Raw genomic sequence first — 17682 nt, 5'->3', positions numbered from 1 at the left:
CATGGACCGATGAAGACGAAAGGGGCGTCTCGAGATGGCGCTGGATGCACTGAGCGACGAGATGATCGATTTCATCGATCGGTTCACGGATGCGTGGGAGCTGATGCGGGGTAAGCGGATGAACGGGCGCGTGCTCGGGCTTCTGATCATCACGGACGAGCCCTCGCTGACGTCGGCCGATCTGGTGAGGCTCCTGGACGCCAGCCCGGGCAGCATCTCGACGTCGACACGCGCGCTCATGGACTCCGGGTACATCACCCGACTGTCGGTGTCGCACAGTCGTGTCGCCCGCTTCCGCGCGGAAGAAGATGTGTGGGGTGCGTTCCTCAGCCGCGAGAAGGTCGGCCTGCAGCGGATGGGAGAGGTGCTGCGCACCGCGATGTCGACCTCCGCGGGTTCCGAGCCCGCCCCTGCGCGCAGGCTGCGCAACGGCAGTCGCTACATGGCCTGGGTCGACCAGTTCCACCACAACCTGCTCGACCAGTGGCGTGCCTATCGCGACCAGGACGAGGACACGCCGCCCCCGGCCGCATTGCCCGCGGAGATGATCGCCGCGATCGAACGCGACAGCGAACGGAGAGACCGTGAGTGATCCCCTTCTGAGCATCACCGACCTCACGGTCGACTTCGGCACTCGCCGAGGAGGCTCGGTGCGAGCCGTCAACGGCGTCTCCTTCGATATCGGCCGAGGCGAGATCGTCGCGGTGGTCGGCGAGTCCGGGTCGGGGAAGTCCGTGACGGCGATGAGCGTGCTGGGTCTGCTGCCCCGCACGGCCGAGGTGACCGGGCGGATCTCCTTCGACGGCGACGACCTCCTCCAGCTCGACGAGCGCGCACTCCAGAGGATCCGCGGACGACGGATCGCCATGATCTTCCAGGACCCGTTCAGCGCCCTCGATCCGGTCTTCACCGTCGGATTCCAGATCCGCGAGACGCTGCGCCGGCATTTCCCCGATCTTTCCGCCCGCGAGCGCAGGACTCGCGCGATCGAACTGCTCGCGTCGGTCGAGGTGCGTGATCCGGAGCGGCGGGCACGGTCGTACCCGCACCAGCTCTCCGGCGGGCAGGCGCAGCGCGTGGTCATCGCCATGGCGTTGGCGTGCGATCCCGAGCTGCTCATCGCCGACGAGCCGACGACGGCACTCGACGTCACGGTGCAGCGGGAGATCCTCGACCTCCTCCTGCGCATCCGTGAACGTGAGGGAACGGCCGTGCTGCTCATCACCCACGACATGGGTGTCGTCGCCGACGTGGCCGACCGCGTCGTGGTGATGCGACACGGCCAGGTCGAGGAGACGCAGACGGTCGCCCGGATCTTCGCGCGCCCGGAGGCGGCGTACACGCGGCAGCTCCTTCAGGCGGTGCCTCGACTGGACGTGGCGGAACGCGAGTCCATCGCCGACGGCGTGCCCATCCTCGAGGTCGATGATCTGAGCGTCGAGTACCGACGGGGCATCCGTTCCGTCACCGCGGTCGAGCACGCGTCGCTGAGCATCGCGCGCGGCGAGATCGTGGCGCTGGTCGGGGAGTCAGGATCGGGCAAGTCCACGATCGGTAAGGCCATCACCGGGCTCGCCCCGGTGACCGAGGGGCGGATCGTGATCGACGGCGTCGATGCCGTGCGCGCGCCGCGCCGCGAGGCCATCGAGCTGAAGAAGAAGATCGGCATCGTCTTCCAGAATCCGCAGGGCGCGCTGGACCCGCGGTGGACCATGGCGGAGTCGATCGGCGAACCGCTCCGCGTGCACGGCCGCATGCGGGGGAAGGTGCTGAAGACCCGCACCGACGAGCTCCTCGACGCGGTGGGCCTCTCCCGGTCGTGGGCCACGAGGTATCCGCACGAACTCTCGGGCGGACAGCGACAGCGCGTCGCGATCGCCCGCGCCCTGGCCCTCGACCCACTCCTGCTGATCGCCGATGAGCCGACCTCCGCCCTCGACGTCTCGGTGCAGTCCACCGTGCTCGATCTCTTTCGCCGGTTGCAGCACGAGCTCCGCTTCGCCTGCCTGTTCGTCAGCCACGATCTCGCGGTCGTCGACAGCCTCGCCGATCGGATTGTGGTGATGAGCAATGCCCGCATCGTCGAGCAGGGCGAACGGCGTGAGGTCCTGTCGAATCCGCGGGAGGACTACACCCGACGGCTTCTCGACGCAGCGCCCGTGCCGGACCCGAAACACCAGCAGAGACGACGAAGAGAAAGAGGACGGGTATGACGACGGAAGCGATGGCGGCCACGATCTCCGACGACGAGATCGTGATGCGGGCATCCTCCCTGCCGGAGCTGGACGGATACCCCACGGTCGACGAACTGCTGGAGCGCGTCGAAGCGCTGCGCGAGGAGTTCCCCGACCTGGTCACGAAGAGGCGCGTGGGCACCTCCCGTCTGGGCGAGCCCATCATGCAGTACACCGTCGACGGCGGGACGGATGCCGACGATCGGCGCACGCGGTGTCTGGTGGTCGGCGGCATCCATCCGAACGAGCCGATCGGCTCGCACACCGTCATCCGTCTGATCGACGACCTTCTGCGCGACGGATCACTCCGGGAGCGCCTGCACGCGGTGTGGCACGTCATCCCCTGCATCGATCCCGACGGCATGCGGTTGAACGAGGGGTGGTTCGACGAGCCCTTCGACGGCGAGACCTACTTTCGCCACTTCTATCGTCCGCCGGGGCACGAGCAGGTGGAGTGGACGTTCCCGATCGACTACAAGAAGAAGTACTTCGATGCCACGCTCCCCGAGACACGGGCTCTGCAGCGCGCCATCGACGAGGTGCGGCCCGACCTCTACATCCCCCTGCACAATTCCGAGACGGGCGGCGCCTACTACTACCTCTCTCCGGACGCACGCGACCTGGCGCCGCTGCTGCATCGCCTTCCCGCCGAACTCGGGATCCCCCTGCACCTCGGCGAGCCCGAAGCCTCGCATTTCACCGAGCTGGCGCCGGCCGTCTTCGCCGCCGGGACGTCGGAGGACGTCTACGAATGGCGCGTCCAGAACGACCTCGACCCTGCGCCGCCCGGAGGGGCCGGTCAGTCCTCGACCAGCTATGCGAGCCGCTACGGCACACTCTCGCTGATCGCCGAACTCCCCATCTGGCGGACGTTCGGCGCCGATGACACGCAGCCGTCCGGCACGAACTACGCGGACCTTCTGCGTGAGGCGGGGGAGGCGCTCGTGGAGACGGGGACGCACCTCTGCGCGGTGCTCGACAGCATCCGGTCGTCGCTCACCATCGACTCGCCGTTCCTGCGCAGTGCGGAGGCGTTCGTGCCCGGCATGACGCGCGCAGGACAGCACATGATCGACCGTGCCGAGGACCCCGCGAACGATCGGGTCGCGATCGTGGCCGAGCGGCCGATGTCGGTCGTGTGGATGTACCGTCTGCGTTTCGGCGGAGCACTGCTCCGCGCGCTGCGGGCCGAGGTCGCCGCCGGGTCGGCGCCCGCGACGGTCCGGCGGGCAGCCGCGGATCTGGAGCGATCGTGGAACGGGTGGCTGGCTCGGCGTGATTCCGACGAGCGTCCCGAGGGCATTCCCGTCACCGACGTCGTCGGGGTGCAGTACGGAGCCGTGCTCGGCCTCGTCGCGCATCATGCGCATCGCGTTCGCACTCGCGCCCGTCTGGAAGACGCATCATGACACTCATCGGTACCACGCTCCCCACACTGCAGATCCTGTCCGGAGAAGCCGCCTCGGCCGACGTCGATGTGCTCGTCGTCGGTGTGGGCACGCGCGACGGTGCTCTCGCAGTCGCAGCGCCCGCGCTGCCGGACGAGATCTCGTCCACGCTCACGACCGCCGCAGCGGCGGTCGGGCACAAGGGAGCGGTGGGCGCGGTCGCGCGTGTACCGTCGCCGGCCTCGATCGCTTCGACATCCGTCGTGCTCGTCGGCCTCGGCGACCTCGCCGGCGCCGGTTCGGACGACGTCGCGGCCCGTGACGAGGTGCTGCGGCGTGCGGCGGGCTCGGCGCTGCGATCCCTCGAATCCGCGCAGCGTATCGGGATCGCGCTTCCCGTCAACGATCCCGCGAGTGCGGAAGCCGTGGCGCTGGGGGCGCTGCTGGGCGCGTATCGCCATACCGCGCATCGCGCCGAGCGCAGCGCGACGATCGCCGGGCGGACCATCGCGATCGCGGTCGGAGGAGACGCGCGATCGGCACTCGATCGCGCCACGATCCTCGCTCGCGCCGTCGCCGCCACACGCGATCTCGTGAACGAGCCCCCGTCCCACCTGTTCCCCGCGTCGTTCGCCGATGCCATCGTGGAGCGCGCGCAGCGCCAGGGTGATTCCGTCGTCGTCGACGTCATCGACGACGACGAGCTGCGCGAACGAGGATTCGGGGGGTTGATCGGCGTCGGAGCCGGGTCGGTGCGGGGGCCGCGGCTGGTCAAGGTCTCCTATGACCCGGCTGGCGCGACCCGCCACCTCGCGCTCGTCGGCAAGGGGATCACGTTCGACTCCGGGGGCATCTCGATCAAGCCCGCGGCGAACATGGAGAAGATGAAGTCCGACATGGCCGGCGCTGCGGCGGCGGCTCAGGCGCTCTTCGCGATCGCGGAGCTCGAGCTGCCCGTGCGGGTGACGGCATGGCTGGCGCTGGCCGAGAACATGCCGTCGGGGTCGGCGGTGCGCCCGAGCGACGTCGTCAGCATCTACGGCGGCAAGACCGTCGAGGTCATCAACACCGACGCCGAGGGGCGACTGGTTCTCGCCGATGCTCTGGTGGCTGCGCAGGAGGAGAGGCCGGATCTGCTTCTCGATCTCGCGACCCTCACCGGCGCCCAGGTGACCGCGCTCGGGTATCGGACCTCGGGCGTCATGGGCGTGCCGAGTGCACGCGACGCCGTCGTTCGCGCAGCCGATGCGACAGGCGAACCGATGTGGGCCATGCCCATCCCCGAGGAGGTATTGGCTGCTTACGAGTCGACCACGGCCGACCTCAAGAACGTCGGCAAGCCCGCCGCCGGCATGCTCGGTGCGGCGGCCTTCCTCCGGGAGTTCGTCGAGGACGGAGTCGCGTGGGCGCATCTCGACATCGCCGGCCCCGCCTACAACTCCGATTCGGCCTACGGGTACATGCCGCTGGGCGGGACCGGTGTGCCGGTGCGGACCCTCGTGGAGGTCGCCCGCGCCCTGGCTGACGATTCTGAGGTGACCGCATGACCGCGTTCGTCGGAGTGGGTGACATGGTCGAGTGGATCTCGCGCCGCGGAGCCGAGACGATCATGACCGAGATGGCCGACACGATCGAGGCGGACTTCCGCCGGTGGGAGTCATTCGACAAGAGCGAGCGCGTCGCCAATCACACGCCCTTCGGCGTGATCGAGCTCATGCCGATCAGCGACCCCGACGTCTACGCGTTCAAGTACGTCAACGGTCACCCGTTCAACCCGGGCCGCGGGTACCAGACGGTGACCGCGTTCGGTGTGCTCGCCGATGTGCACAACGGTTACCCGGTGTTCCTCGCCGAGATGACCATGCTCACGGCGCTGCGCACGGCGGCGACGTCGGCGATGGTCGCCCGCAAGCTCGCGCGCCCCGATTCGTCGACGATGGCGATGATCGGGGCGGGCAGCCAGGCCGAGTTCCAGGCTCTCGCGTTCCGCGGGGTCCTGGGGGTGTCACGCCTGCGGATCTACGACGTCGACCCTGCGGCGTCGGCGAAGTTCGTGCGCAACCTCGCCCCGCGCGGCTTCGACATCACGGTGTGCGCCTCGGCGTCGGAGGCCGCCGCCGGCGCCGACATCGTCACGACGTGCACGGCCGACAAGGCGGTCGCGCAGGTGCTGACGGATGCCGATGTCGCCCCGGGCATGCACATCAACACGATCGGTGGGGACTGCCCGGGCAAGACCGAGCTCGACCCGCGGATCCTCGAGCGGGGTCCGGTGTTCGTGGAGTACACGCCGCAGACGCGTGTCGAGGGCGAGATCCAGAACGTCGCCGCGGACTTCCCGGTGACGGAGTTCTGGCAGGTGTTGAACGGGATGGCTGCGGGGCGCACCTCGCCGGAGCAGGTGACGATCTTCGACTCGGTGGGTTTCGCGATCGAGGACTTCTCGGCCCTGCGTCACCTGCGCGCCGACCTCGCGGGCACGGGGCTCGACACCGAGATCGACCTCGTCGCCGCACCCGAGGACCCGAAGGACCTCTTCGGCTTCGTGACCTCGCCTGTCCCCGTCGCCTGACCGGCGGCCGCTTCGAGGAGAGCTCAGTCTCGCTCCCGCCGGAGTCGGCGACGGGGTAACGGGCCTATGCTCACGAGGTGGGAAACATCGTCACCCGGCTGGCTGCCGGAACGTGGGTCGTCATCGGGCTCGTCGCGGTCGCGGTCGTGTGCGTGCTCACCGGCATCCTGCCGGGGGCGGATGCCGGGGCGCTCGGCGAGAGGATCGCGCCCGTGCTCGGGTTCGTGGTCGCGATCACGATCGTCGCCGAGCTCGCCCGCGACGCCGCCGTGTTCGACGTGGTCGCCCAGCGCCTCGCCCGCTGGGGTCGCGGCCGGGTTCTGTTGCTCTGGGGGCTCGTGATCGCGCTCGCCGTCGTGAGCACGGTGTTCCTCTCGCTCGACACGACCGCCGTGATCGTCACGCCCGTGGTGGTGGTGCTGGCGCAGAGCATCGGGGTGCCGCCGATCCCCTTCGCGTTGGCGACCGTGTGGCTCGCGAACACCGCATCGCTGGCGCTGCCGGTGTCGAACCTCACCAACCTGCTCGCGGCGTCGCAGATGGGCGGTCCGGGGGCGTTCTTCGCGCTGAGCTGGGCGCCCACGCTCGTCGGCATCCTGACCCCGGTGGCGATCCTCACCCTCGTGCATCGGCGCACTCTGTTCTCGGCCTACGAGGTGCCGCCGCCGCGCCGCTCGGCCGATCCCGTGCTCTTCTGGTCGGCCACCGGCATCCTGGTCGTGCTCATGCCGTTGCTCGCCCTCACGCACGACGTGTGGATTCCGGCATCCGTCGCCGCCCTCGCGCTGATCGTGCTGTTCGCCGTGCGCCGGCGCCGCGCGCTGCGGCTCGGTCTCGTACCCTGGCAGGCGCTCGCGCTCGCGGGGGCCCTGTTCGTGATCGTCGAGACGCTCCACGCCCGCGGCATCCTGGACTTCCTGACGACCCCGATAGCCGGCGACGGTCCTGGCGACCTCTTCCGTCTCGCCGCTCTCGGCGCGGTCAGCGCCAACGCGATCAACAACCTGCCGGCGTACCTCGTGCTCGAGCCCGCGGCCGGCGACCCCGTCGCGCTCATGGCACTGCTGATCGGGGTGAACCTCGGCCCCCTCATCACGCCGTGGGCATCGCTCGCGACCCTGCTGTGGCACCACCGGATCACCGCTCTCGGCGTCGAGATCCGCTGGGGCCGGTTCATGATGTGGGGCGCGATCGCGGCGATCCCGACCGTCGCGGTGGCGGTACTCGCGCTGCTGCTGGTGGCCTGACGGGCGCCGATGGGCGGAGAACTCCCTGTGGGGCGGATGTTCGCGTCGGATTCTTCCGCCCAACGGTGAGAACTCCGCCCAACGCCGAGAGCTCCGCCTCTGAAGAGACGCGACCTACTCCTGCGGCGGGCCCTCCGGCCGGTGCGCGCGACGGCCCGAGACGACCACCGGGGCGACCGGGCGACCGGCTCGCTCCTGCCCGGGCAGGGGACGCGAGCGGCGGCCGTAGATCAGTTCCGACGAGTCGAGCAGCCACGGCACCAGCGTGATCGAGACGCCGTGCACGAGCATCAGCTGGTTCGCCAGGCGGCGGGCGCGGCGGTTGTGCAGGAACGATTCCCACCAGTGGCCCACGATGTACTGCGGCAGATACACGGTCACCACCGATGAGCCGTGCTTCTCGCGGTATTGCTTGATGAACTGCGTCACGGGTTGCGCGAACGAGCGGTACGGCGACTCCACGATCACGAGCGGGATCGGCACGAGATGGTCGGCCCACTGTCGCTGCAGTTCGGCGGCGTCGTCGGATGCCACGGCCACGTGCACCGCGATCGTCTTGCCGTGCTTCGCCGCGACCGCGTAGTCGATCGCCTTCATCACCGGCTTCTGCAGCCTGTTGACGAGCACGATGGCGACGTCGCCGGATGCCCCGAACCGCGTCGTGTCGTCGATCGCGATCTCGTGGTCGACGTCGCGGTAGTACCGCTTCACGCCGAGCATGAGGAACGCGAGGATCGGGATGGCGAAGAACACCAGGTAGGCGCCGTGCGTGAACTTCGTGATCGTGACGATGAGGAGCACCAGCACGGTGAGCGTCGCGCCGGCCGAGTTGATGACCAGGCCCACGCGGGCGGATCGGCGATCGGATGCCGCGCCCCCGTCGTGAGACGCCGCACCGTGCCCGCGCAGCACGCGCCGCCAGTGCCGCACCATGCCGATCTGGCCGAGCGAGAACGACACGAACACGCCGATGATGTACAGCTGGATCAGCGTCGTCAGCTTCGCCTGGAACACCACGAGCACGACGATCGCGGCGATGCCCAGCAGGATCATGCCGTTCGAGAACACCAGGCGGTCGCCGCGGGTGTTGAGCGACTTCGGGGCGTAGCCGTCGCGGGCGAGCACGGCGCCCAGCAGCGGGAATCCGTTGAACGCGGTGTTGGCCGCGAGCAGCAGCACGCACGCGGTGGCGGCCTGCACGACGAAGAACAGGATGCTCCCACCGCCGAACGTCGCGGAAGCGATCTGCGCCATGAGGCTGGGTTGCGGGTTCGTGCAGTCGAAGCCGATGAGATCGCAGGGGTTCTCGGCGTAGTGCACGCCGGTGATGAGCGCGAGGGCGGTGAGGCCCGAGAACAGGCAGATCGCGATCGTGCCCATGAGCACCAGGGTGGACTGCGCGTTGCGCACCTTCGGCGCGCGGAAGGCGGGCACTCCGTTCGACACGGCCTCGACGCCGGTGAGGGCGGAGCATCCGCTCGAGAAGGCGCGCAGGATCAGCAGGATGACCGCGGCCTGGCTGAGGTTCTCGGCCTGCACCGAGAAGTCGGCACTGGAGGCGACCGGCGCATCGCCGAGGAACGTGCGCACCAGTCCGGTCACGATCATCAACCCGACCGAGCCGATGAAGACGTAGGTGGGGATCGCGAAGACGAGGGATGCCTCGCGCACTCCGCGCAGGTTCACGATGATGATGAGGATCACGAACCCGACCGCCAGCTCCACGCGGAACGGGTCGAGGCCGGGCAGCGCTGAGATGATGTTGTCGACACCGGAGGCGACCGACACCGCGACCGTCAGCACGTAGTCGACGAGCAGGGCGGCCGCCACGATCACGCCGGGGATCTCGCCCAGGTTCTTCGAGGCGACCTCGTAGTCGCCGCCGCCCGAGGGATACGCCTTGATGAGCTGGCGGTAACTGAGCACGACCACGATCAGCAGCACCACGACCGCCACCGCGACGAGCGGGGTGAAGGAGAGGAACGTGAGCCCGCCGATCAGCAGGATCATCACGAGTTCCTGCGGGGCGTAGGCGACCGAGCTGAGGGCATCCGACGCGAAGATCGGCAGGGCCATGCGCTTCGGCAGCAACTGGTCGTCGACCTGGGCGCTCGTCAGGGGTTCGCCGATGAGGATGCGCTTGACCGCCGGCGCATCGCCGCCCTCTCTGAATTCTTCCGACACGTCCGGCGACACTACTCCTGCCGAACGGCATCCTGACGGCATCCTCACGGAATCCCTACGGCCCGGGCGGGCGCCCTCACGAAATCCTCACGCGGCGGACGGACGGATGCACAGCCGTTTCCGATCACGGGTGGATAACGTCGAGATCATGACCACCCTCCCCGTCGATGAGATCTCGATCCAGGAGACCAAGGCCCTGCGGGACCAGTTCCAGCGGTTCCTGCGCGAGTACGAGTTCGGCATGCGCGAGGTCGAGACGAAGATCTCGATCCTGCGCGACGAGTTCACCCACGACCACGCGTACAACCCGATCGAGCACGTCAAGAGCCGGCTGAAGTCTCCCGACAGCATCGTCGAGAAGCTTGCGCGCAAGGGCATCGACGAGCCCGACTTCGAGCTCATCCGCTCCGAGATCACCGACATCGCGGGCGTCCGCGTCACGTGCAGCTTCGTCGCCGACGTCTACCGGCTGTTCGATCTGCTCACCGCGCAGGACGACATCACCGTGCGGGTCGTGAAGGACTACATCGCCACCCCCAAGCCCAACGGCTACAAGAGCCTGCACGCGATCATCGAGGTGCCGGTGTTCCTCTCGACCGGTGCGCTGTCGGTGCCGGTCGAGGTGCAGTTCCGCACGATCGCAATGGACTTCTGGGCCAGCCTCGAGCACAAGATCTACTACAAGTTCTCGAACCAGGTGCCCTCGCATCTCGTCGACAGCCTGAGCGATGCGGCCGAGGCCGCCGCCGAACTCGACACCCGGATGGAGCGGCTGCACCGCGAGGCGCACGGGGTGCCGAAGCGCCAGCTCGCCCCGCCTCCCCCGCCGCGCATCGTCGAGGTGTAGCCTCGGCGCCATCCGATCGGTCGTCCGCTCCGAAGAACCGGGGAGCACCGTCACCGGTGGACGAGGAGGGCATCATGGCCGATCGGCGTAGTGGAAAGCGGTTCATCGCGTGGGCGGCGCTGGCCGGCCTGATCAGCGGCGCGGTGTTCCTCGCCGTCGCCGAGCTGTTCGCCCTGCTCGTCGCCCGCGCGGCGAGCCCGGTGCTGGCCGTCGGCGGGTTCGTCATCGACATCGTGCCGCAGCCGTTCAAGGAGTTCGCGATCGCGACCTTCGGCGAGTACGACAAGATCGCCCTGCTCGCCGGTCTCGGACTGGCGGTGGTCATCGCCTCGGCGATCGCCGGCATCCTGCAGCTCGTGCGCGCCCCGCTCGGCGTGATCGCACTCGGCATCGCCGGAGTGCTGTCGACCGCGGCGATCGTGACGCGCGCCGGGGTGACGCCCCTGGCCTTTCTGCCTCCCGTGCTCGGCACGGTCGCGGGCGCCGTCATCCTCGTGCTGCTGATCCGCCGCCTGCGCCGCTGGCGCGAGGCCGCCCTCGCCCCGGCCGCAGCGAAGAAGCCCGCCGTCGACCCCTCGACGCCCCCGATCACCAAGCCGTCTCCCACCGACCTCGCCCCCGCCGACACGAAGGTCGGCGTCAGCCGTCGCGGATTCTTCGGCCTCGCCGCGATCGCCGGCATCTCGGCCGTCGTCGTCGGGGTGGCATCACGCGCGGTGAGCATGACGGTCTCGTCGGTGGAGAGCATCCGCAAGGCGTTGAAGCTCCCCACCCCCAACAGCACCGTCACCATCCCCGACGGCGCCGAGCTCGACGTGCCGGGGATCAGTCCGCTCTTCACCCCGAACGAGGACTTCTACCGGGTCGACACGGCGCTCACCGTTCCGACCATCGACCCCGACACCTGGCGCCTCGTGATCGACGGAATGGTCGACGAGCGGGTCGAGATGAGCTTCCAGGATCTGCTCGACATGGGGCTTGACGAGTACGTCATCACCCTGACCTGCGTGTCGAACGAGGTCGGCGGCGAACTCGTCGGCAACGCGAAATGGCTCGGCGTGCCGATCCGCGACGTGCTCGCCAAGGCCGGAGTGAAGTCAGGCGCCGACATGGTTCTCTCGCGCAGCGTCGACGGCTACACCGCCAGCACGCCGTTGGCGTCGCTGACCGACGACAACCTCGATGCGATCCTCGCGGTGGCGATGAACGGCGAGCCGCTGCCGCTCGAGCACGGGTTCCCGGTGCGCATGGTCGTGCCGGGTCTCTACGGCTACGTCTCGGCGACGAAGTGGCTCACCGAGCTCAAGGTCACCACCTTCGCCGATGACGAGGCCTACTGGACTCCGCGCGGGTACAGCGCCGAGGCGCCGATCAAATTCTCGTCGCGCGTCGACACCCCGAAGCTCGGCGAGGCGGTCGAGGCCGGACGCATTCCGATCGCCGGGGTCGCCTGGGCGCAGTCGGTGGGCATCGACCGGGTCGAGGTCAGCATCGACAACGGCGAATGGACCCCGGTGACGCTGTCGAAGGCCATCAACGACGACACCTGGGTGCAGTGGTTCATGGAATGGGACGCGACCCCGGGCACCCACTACGTGGCGGTGCGGGCGATCAACAAGAACGGCGACACGCAGATCGAGGAGCGCGCGCCGATCGCGCCGAACGGCTCGTCGGGCTGGCAGCGCTCGCTCGTGCGGGTCAACTGATCGGTGCGGGTGGCCCCGGCGCGTCCTAGGGTGGACGCATGACCTCGCCCTCCGCCTGTGTGATCACCGTGTCCGACCGATCGTTCGCGGGAGAGCGCGAGGATCGCGGCGGCCCCATCGCCGTCGGGCTGCTCCGAGAAGCGGGATGGCACTGCCCGGATGCCGAGATCGTCGCCGATGGCGCCGACTCCGTCTCCGACGCTCTGCGACGCGCGTTGGCCCGCGGTGCGAAGCTGATCGTCACGACCGGCGGCACAGGGATCGCTCCGCGCGACGAGACGCCCGAGGGCACCCGCCCCGTGATCACGCGCGAGCTTCCCGGGCTCGCCGAGGAGCTGCGTCGTCACGGTCTCGCCGACACCCCGAAGTCGGTGCTCTCGCGGGGCCTCGCCGGCGTCGTCGACCCGTTCGGCGCGCTCGTGGTGAACCTGCCCGGATCCACGAACGCCGTCTCGTCCGGCATCCCGATCGTGCTCACGGTCGCCGCGCACATCGTCGACCAGCTCGCCGGCGGGGACCACGGATGAACGACGTCCGCATCGCCGCGATCGTCGAGCACCCGCTCGACCTCGACGCGCACCTCGCCGCGGTCGACGACCCGCGCCTCGGCGCGGTGACGACCTTCGTCGGGCGCGTGCGCGACAACGACCCGGATGCCGACACCCCGGTGATCGGACTCGAGTACAGCGCCCATCCCGACGCCACCGTCACCCTGCGGCGGATCGCCGCGGAGGCCGAGGGCGGGGCCGGCGCACTCGTCGCGGTCAGCCACCGCATCGGTCAGCTGGCCGTGGGGGACGCCGCCGTCGTGATCGCGGTGGCATCCGCGCACCGGGCCGAGGCCTTCGCCGTATGCCGCGAGATCATCGAGGCGATCAAGCGCGACCTTCCGGTGTGGAAGCGCCAGCACGAGTCCGACGGCACCTCGTCGTGGAAGGGTATCGGCGGCTGACCTCCACCAGCCCTCGTGAGGATGGACATCATGAAGACCCGCGTTTTCGCCAGCGTCGCTCTGCTGGCCACACTTCCGCTCGCCGGGTGCGTCGGCACGACGGCTGAGACTGCAGACGAGTCCGACGCTTCCCAGAGAGAGGCGTCCTGCCAGATCGTCGTCGACGAGCTCCCGGAGTACACCGCCCAGCTCGCTGAGAGTGCAGATGGCCTCACCACCTACGGCCCGTCCACGATGCTCTCGTTCCACACCGGGGCCGATGAGAAGCTGGCCGCCGTTGCGGCGAAGCTCGATGACACCGAGGTGAAAGACGCCGTTCTCGCCGTGCGTGACGCCGCTGCACGGTTCATCCCGATCTGGGAGAGAGCTCACGAGGATCCCGACACGTGGGCGGATGGAACTCTGACCGCCGACATCGCAGCCGCCGATGAGGCCACCACCACTGCACTCGCTGAACTCGGCGACATCTGCCCTGGTGTGAACGACGTCACCCCTTAGCGATCGGGTGACACCCCGGACCGGATTCTGATTCGGATTCCGTCCAGGTGAGTTCCGTTCTCGCCATCGAATCTCGAGAAGCGGCGAGGGTTACGGACAGGTGACCGTGAAAGATACGGTTCCGTCGCGCTGCTCGAATCCCCGAAAGTCGTACTCTCCGATCGACGTCTTCTGGGGATCGCGAGGAAGAACCGACACCCTTCCGGTTGCCGCGACCGTGGAGTAGTTCGTGCCGCCGTCTGCTGCGGGGGCAGACTCGACCACCCCGTCGGCGAGAACTTGGACGGCGTAATCTCCCTTGATCGCCCACGCGCCGACGTGGGCCGAATCGCCTTCTCCTGCATTGAAGGACACCCCGAGGGTGTCCTCTGGAGACTTGCCGGCAATCACGATCATCCCGTCCTCCGGGCACGACCGCAGACCATCGGGGATCTCGCCCGTCACGGTGTGTCTCTCGCCGTCCACCTCGAACTCGATGGCGACGGTCGGAATGCTGGGGTCGTCCCAGGGCACGGTCGCAGGTGCGGTCGCGGAGGCCGTCGGAGAGCTGGAGGAGGTCTGTGCAGGACTTCTGAGTGAGGTGGAGCAGCCAGTGACGGCCACGACACTCACCGCGCCTGTCACAGCGAGAAAAAGATATCGCGTTGTTCTCTGCGTGATCGGTCGCACGTTCACAAGCTACACGCCCGCATCGCCACGCGAGAGTATCGATCAGCCGCCCGCGAAGGGTGGGAGCACGTCGATGAGCTCGACCCCGTCGAGAGAGCGATCTTCATCGCTGCGCACGCCGTCGACCATCACGGCGCAGCGCGGCAGGATGTCGGCGAGTGCCGGGTGGTCGGCGACGACCGCGGCCCGGAGACCGGCCAACGTGGGCTCGGTGCGCTCCTCGGCATCCGTCCCCGCGGCTTCGGCGGCGGCGGCGAAGTAGCGCACGCGGGTCATGCGGATGCCTCGCCGGGATCGGACTCGCCGGGTCGTACCCAGTCGCCCGAGCGCCCGCCCGACTTGGCGGTGATGCGCACGTCTTCGATCACGACCGAGCGGTCGAGTCCCTTGACCATGTCGACGACCGCGAGCGCCGTGACCGAGACGGCGGTGAGCGCCTCCATCTCGACGCCGGTGCGGTCGGCGGTGCCGACGGTGGCCTCGATCTGCACGCCGTCGTCGACGATCTCGAGGTCGACGCTCGCCCGGTGCACGCCGATCACGTGGGCGAGGGGCAGCAGGGATGCCGTCGACTTCGCAGCCTGGATACCGGCGATGCGAGCGACGGCGATGACGTCGCCCTTCGGGGTGGTGCCGTCACGCAGAGCGGCGACCACGTCGGTGCTGCAGCGCACGAATCCCCGAGCGGTGGCGGTGCGGACGGTCGGCTGCTTGAGAGTGACGTCGACCATGTGCGCGTGACCGGCGGCATCCAGGTGGGTGAAGCTCATTCCACCAGCATGACATCGATCCGATCGCCGACGGCGACGGCTTCCACCTCGGCCGGGACGATCGCGAACGCCTGCGCCCGTGCGAGTCCTCCCGCCAGGTGCGAGCCGGAGCCTCCTGCGGTCGCGGGACGCACGGTGCCGGCGACGAGGTCGACGACGGCCGGAAGATACTGGCGCCGGCCCGGAGGCGTGGTCCACGCGGCATCCGCGGTCAGTGATGCGAGCGGCCGGTGGATCGCGGCCCGGCCCTGCATCGCCAGCAGCGCCGGGCGCACGAACACCTCGAACGACACCGCGACGCTCACCGGGTTGCCGGGCAGGCCGAAGACGAGCGTGCCGGAATCGAGCACGCCGAACGCCTGCGGCTTGCCGGGCTGCATCGACACGCTCGCGAACTCGACCTCGCCGCCGCCGTCGAATGCCCCGCGCACGGGCTCGTAGGCTCCGGCGCTCACGCCGCCCGTGAACACGATCACGTCGGCGCCGAGGGCGACCGCGTCGGCCGTGACCGCGCGCACGGCATCCGCCTCGTCGGCCACGCGGGCGACCAGCACCACCTCGGCATCCGCCCCAGCGACCAACTGTTCGAGGAGCGGGCCGTTCGAATCGGGGATGCGCCCCCGCACGACGGCATCGCCGGGGGCGAGCAGCTCGCTGCCGGTCGACACGACCGCCACGCGCGGCGCGCGGCGCACGGCGACCTCGGCGATCCCGGCGGCGACGGCCGCGGCGATCTGGAACGCACCGAGCCGTTCCCCGGCGCGCACGACGGGGTCGCCGGCGGAGAGGTCGGCTCCCCGGCGTCGCACGAATACGCCCGCCTTCGCCGGCGCGCGCAGCACCCGCACCTCGCTGAGAGAGTCGGCGAGGCCGCCCGCGGTGTCTTCGAAGGGGACGATCGCGTCGGCGTCGGTCGGCGCCGGCGAACCGGTCATGATGCGGGCAGCCTCGCCGGGGGCGAGCGCCGGGTCGTCCGAGACCCCGGCAGGCAGATCGGCGACGACGCGCAGGGTGACGGGGGCATCGGCGGATGCCGTCGCGACATCCGCGTACCGCACGGCGAAGCCGTCCATCGCGGAGTTGTCGAAGAGCGGGATGTCGTGCGCGGCGGTCGCATCGGCGGCGAGGGTGCGGGCGGAGGCGTCGCGGATCGCGCGGGTCTCGGACGGCAACGGACGCACCGCGTCGAGCACGCGCGCGAGCTGCTCCTCGACCGTGCGGCGGCCCCCGGGTGCGGCGCTCACGCCGTGACCTCCGTCGCGACGCGGGCCGGGCCCGCGGGGCGGATCGCGACCTCGTGCTGCCGCGCCGAGAGCGCGTCGATCACGGCCAGGCGACCGAGCAGGGGGTCGCCGGCACCCGTGACGAGCTTCACGACCTCGCCCGCCAGCATCCCGCCGACCTGCACGCACAGCGCGCCGAGCACGCCGACCTGCGCGCAGCTGGGCGGTTCGCCCTCGGTGCCGATCGGGAAGAGGTCGGCCAGCACGACGGCATCCGATGCGGGTGGATCCGACCAGAACACCGTCACCTGCGCGTGCCATTCCTGCACGGCGCCCCAGACGAGGGGAACGCCCAGGACTTCGGATGCCGCGGCGACGGCTCGCCGCGTCTCGAAGGAGTCGCTCGTGTCGACGACGATGTCGGCGCCGGCGAGCAGCCTCTCGGCGTTGTCGGGGGAGAGGCGCTCGGAGCTCTGCACGACGGAGGTCTGCGGGGCGAGGGCCGTGATCGCGCGCGCCGCAGAGGCGGTCTTCGGGGTGCCGATGTCGTCGACGCGATGGGCGAGCTGGCGCTGCAGGTTCGTGAGTTCGACCACGTCGTCGTCGATCACGGTGAGGGTGCCGATGCCGGCCGCGGCCAGCGCGAGCAGGGCGGGCGAGCCGAGGCCGCCGGCGCCGACGACCGCGACGTGCGCGGCGTTGAGGCGACGCTGGCCCTCTTCGCCGATACCGCCGAGCACGGCGTGACGCGCGGTGCGCACGAGCTCGGTCGGGTCGAGGGCCGGTGCGGGGGCGACGAGCGGGTCCATGGGTTCAGGGTATGCCGTGCGCTCGCCGTTCCGGAGGCCCGTGAGGGGTCAAGACACGCCGCGACACGTGGCCCGCATCCGGCGTGTTGTGACCCCTCACGGAGAGATCGGTTGCGGGTGAAAGATCCATCCTCCGTTTGTGCGGATGCCTGGGTTCGAAATCTCCGCATGTGCGGTAGATTCGAACCCATGCAGACGTATCGGATCGCGCGCGCCGCGCAGCTGCTCGGGGTCAGCGACGACACGGTGCGCCGCTGGATCGACCAGGGGCTTCTGCCCGTGACCGACTCCACGCCCGCCGAGATCCCCGGCGATGCCCTCGCCGCCCGCGCGCTCGAGCTCGCCGACGAGGCGACCGCGCAGAGCGACTCCCTCTCGAGCGCCCGCAATCGCTTCGTCGGCATCGTCACGCGCGTGCAGATCGAGGGGCTGATGGCGCAGATCGACATCCAGGCCGGGCCCCACCGGGTGGTGTCGCTCATGTCGGCCGAGGCCGCGCGTGACCTGCAGCTCGAGATCGGCTCGCTCGCCACCGCCTCCGTCAAAGCGACCCAGGTCGTCATCGAGATCCCGAAGGGGTGAC

The 17682-nt window shown here is 69.6% G+C and carries 18 protein-coding genes; 12 read left to right on the top strand and 6 right to left on the bottom strand.

All coding sequences use genetic code 11. The annotated features are described in order from the left end of the window. The first annotated feature begins 34 nt into the window (after positions 1-34). The 6 genes from WFJ97_RS08605 (at position 35) to WFJ97_RS08580 (ending at position 7441) form a co-directional block, all read left to right on the top strand. Positions 35-592, top strand: a complete 558-nt coding sequence (locus tag WFJ97_RS08605; protein ID WP_336641167.1) for a GbsR/MarR family transcriptional regulator — start codon at positions 35-37, stop codon at positions 590-592. Further along, the gene (locus WFJ97_RS08600) at positions 585-2213 is read left to right on the top strand and encodes an ABC transporter ATP-binding protein (protein ID WP_336641166.1); all 1629 of its coding nucleotides are present in this window, start codon (positions 585-587) and stop codon (positions 2211-2213) included. Before WFJ97_RS08605 ends, WFJ97_RS08600 begins: the two co-directional genes overlap by 8 nt. Then, a complete protein-coding gene (locus tag WFJ97_RS08595; protein WP_336641165.1) occupies positions 2210-3643 on the top strand; it encodes a M14 family zinc carboxypeptidase in 1434 nt (477 codons plus the stop codon). Before WFJ97_RS08600 ends, WFJ97_RS08595 begins: the two co-directional genes overlap by 4 nt. Further along, positions 3640-5169: a leucyl aminopeptidase gene (locus WFJ97_RS08590; protein WP_336641164.1), complete on the top strand. Its 1530-nt coding sequence runs from the start codon at positions 3640-3642 to the stop codon at positions 5167-5169. Before WFJ97_RS08595 ends, WFJ97_RS08590 begins: the two co-directional genes overlap by 4 nt. Then, positions 5166-6194, top strand: coding sequence for an ornithine cyclodeaminase (locus WFJ97_RS08585; protein ID WP_336641163.1), 1029 nt, complete (start codon positions 5166-5168; stop codon positions 6192-6194). Before WFJ97_RS08590 ends, WFJ97_RS08585 begins: the two co-directional genes overlap by 4 nt. Before the next feature lie 86 nt (positions 6195-6280). Continuing rightward, the gene (locus WFJ97_RS08580) at positions 6281-7441 is read left to right on the top strand and encodes an SLC13 family permease (RefSeq protein ID WP_442928428.1); all 1161 of its coding nucleotides are present in this window, start codon (positions 6281-6283) and stop codon (positions 7439-7441) included. 114 nt (positions 7442-7555) lie between these two features. On the opposite strand, the gene WFJ97_RS08575 is transcribed toward WFJ97_RS08580, so the two are convergent. Next, positions 7556-9667: an APC family permease gene (locus WFJ97_RS08575; RefSeq protein WP_442928427.1), complete on the bottom strand. Its 2112-nt coding sequence runs from the start codon at positions 9665-9667 to the stop codon at positions 7556-7558. Positions 9668-9773: 106 nt separating this feature from the next. Here WFJ97_RS08575 and WFJ97_RS08570 point away from each other — a divergent pair, with 106 nt between their 5' ends. The 5 genes from WFJ97_RS08570 (at position 9774) to WFJ97_RS08550 (ending at position 13628) form a co-directional block, all read left to right on the top strand. After that, positions 9774-10472, top strand: coding sequence for a GTP pyrophosphokinase (locus tag WFJ97_RS08570; RefSeq protein ID WP_247623715.1), 699 nt, complete (start codon positions 9774-9776; stop codon positions 10470-10472). 74 nt (positions 10473-10546) lie between these two features. Further along, entirely contained in the window at positions 10547-12178 is a 1632-nt protein-coding gene (locus WFJ97_RS08565) for a molybdopterin-dependent oxidoreductase (RefSeq protein ID WP_247633145.1), read from the top strand. Between the two features lie 38 nt (positions 12179-12216). After that, complete coding sequence (locus tag WFJ97_RS08560) at positions 12217-12705, top strand: MogA/MoaB family molybdenum cofactor biosynthesis protein (RefSeq protein WP_247623713.1); 489 nt, start codon at positions 12217-12219, stop codon at positions 12703-12705. Then, positions 12702-13130 carry a molybdenum cofactor biosynthesis protein MoaE gene (locus WFJ97_RS08555; protein ID WP_247957490.1) on the top strand — a complete coding sequence of 143 codons (429 nt, stop codon included), beginning with the start codon at positions 12702-12704 and terminating at the stop codon, positions 13128-13130. Before WFJ97_RS08560 ends, WFJ97_RS08555 begins: the two co-directional genes overlap by 4 nt. Before the next feature lie 30 nt (positions 13131-13160). Next, positions 13161-13628 carry a hypothetical protein gene (locus WFJ97_RS08550; protein WP_336641160.1) on the top strand — a complete coding sequence of 156 codons (468 nt, stop codon included), beginning with the start codon at positions 13161-13163 and terminating at the stop codon, positions 13626-13628. Positions 13629-13718: 90 nt separating this feature from the next. Here WFJ97_RS08550 and WFJ97_RS08545 read toward each other — a convergent pair whose 3' ends face one another. The 5 genes from WFJ97_RS08545 to WFJ97_RS08525 all read right to left on the bottom strand — a co-directional run bounded on the left by WFJ97_RS08545 (position 13719) and on the right by WFJ97_RS08525 (position 17099). Further along, positions 13719-14141 carry a hypothetical protein gene (locus WFJ97_RS08545; protein ID WP_336641159.1) on the bottom strand — a complete coding sequence of 141 codons (423 nt, stop codon included), beginning with the start codon at positions 14139-14141 and terminating at the stop codon, positions 13719-13721. Positions 14142-14339: 198 nt separating this feature from the next. After that, positions 14340-14573, bottom strand: a complete 234-nt coding sequence (locus WFJ97_RS08540; RefSeq protein WP_336641158.1) for a MoaD/ThiS family protein — start codon at positions 14571-14573, stop codon at positions 14340-14342. Beyond that, on the bottom strand, positions 14570-15067 hold the full coding sequence (gene moaC / locus WFJ97_RS08535) for a cyclic pyranopterin monophosphate synthase MoaC (protein ID WP_247623708.1): 498 nt from the start codon (positions 15065-15067) through the stop codon (positions 14570-14572). The genes WFJ97_RS08540 and moaC overlap by 4 nt, the downstream gene beginning before the upstream one ends. Further along, positions 15064-16311, bottom strand: a complete 1248-nt coding sequence (locus WFJ97_RS08530) for a molybdopterin molybdotransferase MoeA (RefSeq protein WP_336641157.1) — start codon at positions 16309-16311, stop codon at positions 15064-15066. Before WFJ97_RS08530 ends, moaC begins: the two co-directional genes overlap by 4 nt. Further along, entirely contained in the window at positions 16308-17099 is a 792-nt protein-coding gene (locus WFJ97_RS08525) for a HesA/MoeB/ThiF family protein (protein WP_336641156.1), read from the bottom strand. The genes WFJ97_RS08530 and WFJ97_RS08525 overlap by 4 nt, the downstream gene beginning before the upstream one ends. A gap of 189 nt (positions 17100-17288) precedes the next feature. Here WFJ97_RS08525 and WFJ97_RS08520 point away from each other — a divergent pair, with 189 nt between their 5' ends. Beyond that, entirely contained in the window at positions 17289-17681 is a 393-nt protein-coding gene (locus WFJ97_RS08520) for a TOBE domain-containing protein (protein ID WP_336641155.1), read from the top strand. Position 17682: the final 1 nt, after the last annotated feature.

Source organism: Microbacterium sp. USHLN272 (genome assembly GCF_037149655.1).
Taxonomy (GTDB): domain Bacteria; phylum Actinomycetota; class Actinomycetes; order Actinomycetales; family Microbacteriaceae; genus Microbacterium; species Microbacterium galbinum.
This window is presented reverse-complemented; position numbering and strand designations above follow the sequence as displayed.